This is a genomic window from uncultured Actinomyces sp., assembly GCA_900541895.1.
Lineage (GTDB): Bacteria > Actinomycetota > Actinomycetes > Actinomycetales > Actinomycetaceae > Pauljensenia.
Map to the genome: position 1 here is coordinate 1 of UWSI01000045.1, position 8,239 is coordinate 8,239.

The 8,239-nt window shown below is 60.0% G+C and carries 5 protein-coding genes; 3 read left to right on the forward strand and 2 right to left on the reverse strand.

Features of this window, described 5'->3' with window-relative positions; all coding sequences use genetic code 11:
• Window positions 1-33: 33 nt before the first annotated feature.
• Together QZR18_RS08020 and QZR18_RS08025 are read right to left on the reverse strand one after the other, a co-directional pair.
• The gene (locus QZR18_RS08020) at window positions 34-1,944 is read right to left on the reverse strand and encodes a hypothetical protein (RefSeq protein ID WP_295910883.1); all 1,911 of its coding nucleotides are present in this window, start codon (window positions 1,942-1,944) and stop codon (window positions 34-36) included.
• A 58-nt stretch (window positions 1,945-2,002) separates the two neighbouring features.
• Window positions 2,003-2,746 carry a hypothetical protein gene (locus tag QZR18_RS08025; RefSeq protein WP_294498788.1) on the reverse strand — a complete coding sequence of 248 codons (744 nt, stop codon included), beginning with the start codon at window positions 2,744-2,746 and terminating at the stop codon, window positions 2,003-2,005.
• Between the two features lie 155 nt (window positions 2,747-2,901).
• Between QZR18_RS08025 and QZR18_RS08030 the strand changes: the two genes are divergently transcribed.
• The 3 genes from QZR18_RS08030 (at window position 2,902) to ppdK (ending at window position 8,165) form a co-directional block, all read left to right on the forward strand.
• Window positions 2,902-3,756: a PP2C family serine/threonine-protein phosphatase gene (locus QZR18_RS08030; protein ID WP_294498785.1), complete on the forward strand. Its 855-nt coding sequence runs from the start codon at window positions 2,902-2,904 to the stop codon at window positions 3,754-3,756.
• Between the two features lie 16 nt (window positions 3,757-3,772).
• Complete coding sequence (locus QZR18_RS08035; protein WP_294498781.1) at window positions 3,773-5,299, forward strand: FHA domain-containing protein; 1,527 nt, start codon at window positions 3,773-3,775, stop codon at window positions 5,297-5,299.
• A 148-nt stretch (window positions 5,300-5,447) separates the two neighbouring features.
• Window positions 5,448-8,165 carry a pyruvate, phosphate dikinase gene (ppdK, locus tag QZR18_RS08040; RefSeq protein WP_294498778.1) on the forward strand — a complete coding sequence of 906 codons (2,718 nt, stop codon included), beginning with the start codon at window positions 5,448-5,450 and terminating at the stop codon, window positions 8,163-8,165.
• Window positions 8,166-8,239 lie beyond the last annotated feature (74 nt).

An 8,239-nucleotide genomic window follows, 5' to 3' on the forward strand; every position in this document is an offset into this window, starting at 1 on the left:
CTGGGCTCCGCGCCTCTTCACAGTTTTAGAAGCTCACCAGCGATCATCCTGATCAGCAACTGCAACAGGCTTCAAGGACTCTGCGTTACCAGCGGAAAGACCCGCGGCAGCCGGAGCCTTCTCCTCAACGCCCTCAACGCGAACAGCCTTAAGGCCGCTCAGTGCGCGACGCTTCGCCTTGTCCTTTTCTTCCTTTGAGGCTGCACCAGCAACCGCTCCCGCACCGATGGGACCGCGGGCGGCCGCAGCCGAAGCGCCACGAGCTGCTGCGGAGGAAGCACCTCCTGACACGCTGCTATTCGAGGAAGCGCTACGGGCCGCCCCAGTTCCTGCTGAAGAAGCCTTGGCAGACGATGCAGCCTTAGCTGAAGCTCCCTTGGTAGCACCGCCCTTAGCGGTTGAGCTGGAACCCGATGCTGAGCCGGCAGTTGTTCCCATAACGCCAGGCCGTGCGCCCACACCTGCGCGAGCGGTGGAAGCTGAAGTTGAACGAGCCGAAGCGGCAGCGGACTGTGAGCCTGTTCCTGCCTTAACAGAAGCCGAGCCCTTTGCTGCGCTCGAAGCGGTGCCGCGTGCCCCGGCGGCTGCGCCGTTCGCAGGTGCGCCGGTAGCTCCGCTGGTAGCCGTAGTGCCACTAACGCCTGCCGGGCGAATGCTAGCAGCCGCACGTGCACGTGCCGACATGGTCGACGCATTACTTGCCGTCGATGAGGTGCCTGCGCCAGTTCCAGCGGTTGCGCCGCTGCCGTAAGCTCCGGGGGCTCCCATACCGCGCGGGAATCCACTTGCGCGAGCAGCTGTCGAGGCCGGAGTACCCGGGTTTGCCATGCGAGCCGCATTGCCCCAGTTGCCAGCCTGAGCAGTTCCACGAGGAGTCAATGCACCACGCTCAAGGTCATTCATTACGCTGGAGATTGCGTTCGAAGACGACAAGCGTGCGCTGGTCGAGGGAGCGAGCGCGCCACCGGCCGGCACAGTTCCAAACTGAGAAGTAGCAGCACGTGAGGCGAAACCACCCATCGAACTTGCAATAGAAGTCGCGGAAGTTGCCATGCGGCCAAGACCAGCCAAAGTGCCACCGGTTGTTAGCGCGCCACCGGCAATGGCCAAATCCTTGGAGTGTGATGACGTCGAAAAGGGGTTGTAGTCTGCCTTCCAGCGGGGATCATTGGCATCGGTGACGGGAGCGGGGATATGGCCGCCAACAGGGCCATCCGCAGTCATGTACCCGCCAACCGGCATGGTCGTGACATCGACACCAGCCAGAACGGAAGATGAAGGGGAAACAGAAGGAAGGACCTCAAGCCCGGCAATTGGGCCCCCGGAGGCTTCTGACGGGGCAGCCCCGCGACCTGACGGGCCTCGTCCAGCAGGACCGTTGTTTCCAGCCGAAACATTGTTGTTGGGGGTATCGCCGGAATTCCTTGCAGCATTCGCATCTGCTGCCTCTTGAGAAAAACCAGACGCGGCTGAGTGGACGCCACTGTTCATAGTATCTAGAGCTGCTTGTGCTGCAGCTTCACGCTGCGAGTTGCGCTGAATGGCAAGGTTCTCGAGGTACTCGCGCTCCAGGCGCTCAGCATCGGAATTTCCGGCAGCAAAATGGTGAGCGTATGCGTAATCGGAGGGGTGAAGAAGCTGCGGACTCAGCGTTGCATGCGTGGATTTGGCAGTTGTCATTGCAGTGCGGGCTTCGGTGTGCGCAGTGTTCACTGTCTGCAGGCGAGTCTCAAGGGCGTCCAATTTTGCATGGAAATCAGCGACCCACTGTGTCATTGCGGCTTGAGTGGCACCTTGGAGTCCGGTGTTTTGCGTGAAGGTTGTGCACGACTCCCGGATTGAGGTGATTTGCGATTGAACCTTTGAAATCATCCCAGCATCGGGGTCGGAGTAATCGAGTTCGGAGACTTTGGTCAACCGATCATAGAGGGGTGACGCAGGCATAGAAACCATGAGATGTCTTTCTGAAGGAAGCGGTCAAGAAGAAATAGGCTGCAGACCTTTAGGACAAGGTTGGACGGGCAGGACAGGTCGAAATTGAGTCTTCCCCCGGTGTTCCCGTCCATGTGGGTGCAAGGAAAGGCGGGAGGGTGGCATCAGCGAGGCTTGACGCGACTCCAGCCTGGGGGCCGCCTTTTCCAGTCAAAATCTGCGTTCCGGCTGCTGCAAAAGCTGCTGCTTGAGATTGGGCTGTCGGTGCAGTCGAAGGTGCGGGGGTAGCCGCAGCAGAAGTCGTATTGGCAGCAGAAGTCGTGTCGCCGGAAGGTAAAGTAACTCCGGTCTGCTGGGCAATATCTGCCACGGATGCCCTCCCAGAGAAGAAAGATACGATTCCTTGCGCCATCCCTTGAGTAATCGCAGCAGAGAGGGTTTGGTTTTCAGAAACCTTCGATGCTGCGTCATATGAATCAAGGATCTGATCATGGAGATACGCAACTGCCTCGGTACTTGAGAGCTCGTTTTCTGAAAAGTTCTCTCGGGTCTTCGTGACACCGCTCAGGAAGGCGATGAGGTCCGTATTGCACTGAGTAACCTGTTTCTGCATGTCAGAGATGGACTCTGTGTATTGTTGGCGTGCTGAAACAGGCCCTTCCTCATCTCCCCACTTTGAGGATGTCTGGGTCATAGTGAGAGAGGAGAGTTCGGCAGGAGCTTCGCGTGAGAAATCGTTTCGAGAACCATCAAGATTGTCCTGTGACGATTTCAGCATCTCTTGAACCATGCCGACGGCATCATTTGCGGCCATAGGAACTCTCTTTCTCCCATGTGCGACCCGGAAACGGGAAGCTCAACCTTAGCTGGCACCTGAAAACGCGCGTTTTCATTCAAAGGTGCACAAGCCCTTCCATATATGGGATTATTTTCGCGTAAAAGAGAACGTACGTCAAAGGAGGTTGAACTGTGGACCTTCCGCTCTGCGGCACCGTGATCCGCACCGTGTGGGGCGCGACCAGTGACATCGGCCCCGTACGTTCCTCAAATCAAGACTCTTGGCTTGCCCAAGACCCTCTCTTCGCAGTTGCTGACGGGATGGGCGGGAACGCAGAAGGGGAACTGGCCTCGATAACCGCGCTTGAAGTGCTCTCTAACGCCCTCAGCCCAGAGGTCTTGGACGCAATTGACCCGAACCCGGCCGAGTTGGTCGGCGCGATCCGCGCGGCTGCAGAGGCAGTGGCCTCGTTAGGGGAGAAGGAGGACCCGGCTGCCCCGGGAACCACGCTGTGCGGAACCCTGACCATTGACCAAGATGGTCCGCAGTGGCTGACCTTTAATATCGGTGATTCCCGTGCCTATCTCATTGCCGACGGCAGCATTCTTCAGTTGACGACCGACCATTCAGCAGTCCAAGAAGCTAAAGAATTCGCTAAACGAACCGGTGCCGAACTGGTTCTTCCCCCCTCGAATGTCATCACTCGCGCGCTCGGTGCAGCGATGCCGGAACTTCCCCAGGCCGACTACGTCCTGACCCCAATGCGGGAGGGCGATGTCGTCGTCCTGTGCTCGGATGGTGTTCACGGAGTGCTTTCAGAACAAGACTTCATCGATATCGCCAGCCAGGATGTATCTGCGCAAGAAATTGCCAACGCTCTGGTTGACCAAGCGATTGAGGGCGGTACGCGTGATAACGCAACTGCCCTTGTAATCCGTGCGCAATCGGTTGTGGGAAGCCGCTACGATGGGGACATACGCGCGAGCGTGCGTCCACGTATCCCAGTGCGACCCCTTCCGGTCACAACGGCGCGCCGCGCCCGATAGAGAAAAGAGTTTTCGAATGCTGCAATTGGGCCGCCATGCAGTTCGCGGTAACGGTGGGTTCATCGTCGCCGGCCCCCTGGGCTTTGCCTTGGTCCCCGCTGACCTCGCCGACTCCGCTCAGCGCGTTGTCACCGATGCCAATGAAGATCTGACAACCTGGGTGAATTCCGCTACAGCCAGTGGTTTGCCTTTCGCGCACATGGACCTGCGCGGCCCCGTTCCGCTTCTATCCCTGGGTGGCAGTGCAAATGTTCGCGCAATTGCTCCCGGCTATGACACCCCCTTCACCTGGGGTGGCCCGCTATCGATGTGGGAATTTGTTCCCGGCGAGTGGACGCTCATGGATATCGCATTGAGCGAGTTCGACGATGCTCAGCCTTGGGCACATTTTGCAACCTCTGAGGCAGAGGCTACTCAGGTTCGTATTGGCTACCCCGTCGAGCCCGAACTTCCCTCGGTCCCCGCGCTGGTGGAAGAAGAGAAGCCCGCCCAGGTGCAGGAAGAGCACGCTGAGGATGCCCCCTCCGCTGAAGAATCTGAGACCGAAACTGAGCCCGAGGCCTCGCACACGGTGTGGGGAGAGGTCGCGGAAGAACCCCAGCCCCAGGAGGAAGCTACAGAGCCTCAGGCCGCGGAAGAACCCGCGCCGAAGTATCTGTGGGCACCCGAGCCCGAGGCGGAAGCAAGCGCCCCAGAGGAAACTTCGGATATTTATGCTGCAGGTGCTCAAGTTGCCGCGGCTCAGGCAGCAGTGACGCCGAGCGCCGCTCCCGTTTACACCAGCCCCGAGGCCCTAGAAGAAACCATCACCTCTGAGGCTTTTGCGGCAATGCAGCAGGCAGCTTCGCAAGATGCGCCGCAGGCCAGCGTAGAGCCACAGGCCAGCGTTGAATTGGATGCTCTCTCACTCGAGCAAAACTTTGAGCCCAGCGCTTTCGTTGAAGAAGAAGCTTCTACCGAAGTTCCCGCCGACGAACCCGTAGAGGTAGAGGCACAGGCCGCGCAAGAACTGGGCGAGCAGGAAAGCCAGCCCGAAGCTGAAGAGGTCGCCTCGGCCTCGGAAATCGAAGAAACCCCAGCGTATGGGGAGGCTCCGGCTGAGGATACTCCGGCAGCAGGTGCGACCCCTGCTTTTGAAGTCGATAACTCCGATAGCGGCGCAACGGTACTGCGACGCGTGAGCGATGACTCGCAGCATGCGCAGGCCGGCTACCTGGTTTATGCGGGCGCTGCTCCCGTTGAACTCACTCACGACGTCATCTTGGGGCGCGACCCCAATGCACGCGTTCTGACGGGACGCCCCTCGGCAACCGTCATGCGTGTGCCCAGCCCGGCAAACGAGATCTCGCGTTCGCATGCAGCTGTCATTCCCAGCGGTTTTGGTTCCTGGATGCTGATGGATTTGGGAAGTGCGAACGGAACCCTGTTGCGCAGCTCGAATGGCAATGTTCAGGAAGTTCCTCCGCGCGTTACCGTGCCACTGAGCGACGGCGACGTTATTGATCTGGGAGAAAACGTCTTGGTCGAATTTATCGTTCGATAAAACAGCGACCATATGGTGAACGGGCCACCCGCGTAATTTCGCGGCGTGGCCCGCATCATTTGGCCAGTACTTTTCCATTGGTTAGTATGTCAATACACAGGGTCCCGATGACGGGTACCCCCCGAAACAACGGAAGTTGAGGGACCAGATGGTCAAGTATGTATACGACTTCTCCGAGGGCGACAAGTCAATGAAGGACTTGCTCGGAGGTAAGGGTGCGAACCTGGCAGAGATGACGAAGCTCGGGCTGCCTGTTCCTCCCGGATTCACAATTACCACCGAAGCGTGCCGCGTCTACCTGCACGACGGCACGGCCCCTGAAAGTCTTGATACTGAAGTGACCGTCGCACTTCGCAAGGTCGAAGAAGAAATGGGTCGCAAGCTGGGCGATCCCAAGAATCCGCTGCTTGTCTCGGTTCGTTCGGGCGCAAAGTTCTCCATGCCCGGCATGATGGAAACCGTCCTCAACATCGGCCTCAACGACGAATCCGTCCACGGTCTTGCTGCTGTCAGCGGCAACGAGCGTTTTGCATGGGACTCCTACCGTCGACTGGTCCAGATGTTCGGCAAGACCGTTCTGGATATTGAAGGCGATCTCTTCTCTGACGCTCTGGACAACATGAAGAAGGAACGCGGCGTCAAGGGCGATACCGAGCTCACCGCCGAGGACCTCAAGGGCCTGGTCGATATCTTTAAGACCATCGTCTACGAGCAGACCGGTGAAGAATTCCCACAGGATCCTCGCACCCAGATGGACATGGCTATCGAGGCCGTTTTCCGTTCCTGGAACACCGAGCGTGCCCGCATCTACCGTCGCCGTGAGCGCATCCCCCATGACCTGGGCACCGCAGTCAACATCTGCACCATGGTGTTTGGCAACATGGGTGAAAACTCCGGCACCGGCGTGTGCTTCACCCGCGACCCCTCCACCGGCCACTCCGGTGTGTACGGCGACTACCTCGAGAACGCACAGGGTGAAGACGTCGTTGCAGGTATCCGCAACACCCTGTCCCTGGCTGACCTTGAGAAGATCAACAAGCCGGTCTACGACGAGCTGCGCGGAATCATGCACAAGCTCGAAACCCACTACCGTGACCTTTGCGATATCGAGTTCACCATCGAGCGCGGCAAGCTGTGGATGCTCCAGACCCGTGTCGGCAAGCGTACCGCTGCCGCCGCCTTCCGCGTCGCCGTCCAGCTGGTTGACGAAAAGCTCATCACCCGCGACGAGGCCTTGGGCCGCGTGACCGGTGACCAGCTCACCCAGCTGATGTTCCCGCAGTTCGATGCATCTGCATCCAAGGAACTCATTGCTCGCGGTATGGCTGCCTCCCCGGGTGCAGCTGTTGGCCGCATCGTCTTCAATAACGCTCAGGCCGAGGCCTCGGCAGCAGCAGGCGTCAAGTGCGTGCTGGTCCGCCGTGAGACCAACCCTGACGATCTGCCCGGTATGGTTGCAGCCGAGGGCGTTCTGACCGCCCGTGGCGGTAAGACCTCGCACGCCGCAGTTGTTGCGCGCGGCATGGGTAAGACCTGTGTCTGCGGTGCTGAAGCTCTTGAGATCGACGCCGAGGCCGGAACCGTCACCGTCGCAGGTCGCGTCCTGACCGGCGAAGACACCATCGCAATCGACGGTCAGACCGGTGAAATCTTCCTGGGCGAGGTCCCCGTGACCGACTCCCCGGTGACCACCTACCTGAGCCACGGCCTCGAAGCTGGCCTGGCTGCAGCAGCTGGCGACCCCGGTACCTCCGAACTGATCGAGGCCGTCCACCGCATTCTCACCCACGCCGATGAGGTGCGTCGCCTGCAGGTGCGCGCCAACGCCGACACCCCCGAGGACTCGCAGCGTGCACTGGAGTTCGGCGCACAGGGTATCGGCCTGTGCCGTACCGAGCACATGTTCTTGGGATCGCGTCGTCCGCTGGTCGAGCGCGTCATCCTGTCCGAGGAAGGCTCCGCTGAGCGTCAGGAAGCATTCGATGCCCTAGAGAAGCTCCAGAAGGAAGACTTCTTGGCAATGCTCGAGGTCATGGACGGCAAGTCGATGACCGTGCGTCTGATCGACCCGCCGCTGCACGAGTTCCTGCCCCAGCTCACCGAGCTCGAGGTCAAGGTTGCGCTCGCCAAGGCTGCTGGCACCGTTGAACCCGCAGATGAAGAAATGCTGGTCACCGTGCGTCGCTTCCACGAACAGAACCCCATGCTGGGCCTGCGTGGCGTGCGTCTGGGCATCTACCTGCCCGGCCTCTTCGCCCTGCAGATGCGCGCACTGTGCGAGGCCGCTGCTGAGCTGGTTGCCCGTGGCAAGGATCCGCGCCCTGAAATCATGGTTCCGCTGGTTGGCTCGGTGCGTGAGCTTCAGCTGATCCGCGAGGAAGGCGAAGGCATCATCGCCGCGGTTGCTGCTGACAAGGGCGTTGACCTGTCCGGCATCACCATCGGCGCAATGATCGAGCTGCCGCGTGCGGCCATGACTGCCGAGGACCTGGCTGAGGAAGCAGACTTCTTCAGCTTCGGTACGAACGACCTGACCCAGACCGTGTGGGGCTTCTCGCGCGACGACGTCGAAGGCGTGTTCTTCCCGCAGTACATCGAGGGTGGAATCTTCGGTGTCTCGCCGTTCGAGTCAATCGATGTTCACGGTGTCGGCACGGTTGTGGCCGAGGGTGTGCGTCGCGCACGTTCTACCAAGCCGAACATCAAGCTCGGTGTCTGTGGTGAGCACGGTGGCGATCCCGCATCGATCCACTTCTTCCACAAGGTTGGACTCAACTACGTGTCCTGCTCGCCCTTCCGCGTGCCCGTGGCGCGTCTGGAGGCCGGACGTGCAGCCGTTGAGGATCACACGGATATGACCGCGTGAGTGTCTGCAAGGACCGTCCAGCGCTGATATAGCGCGGTGCCCCGCCAGCTTCGGCTGGCGGGGCACTTGCGTTT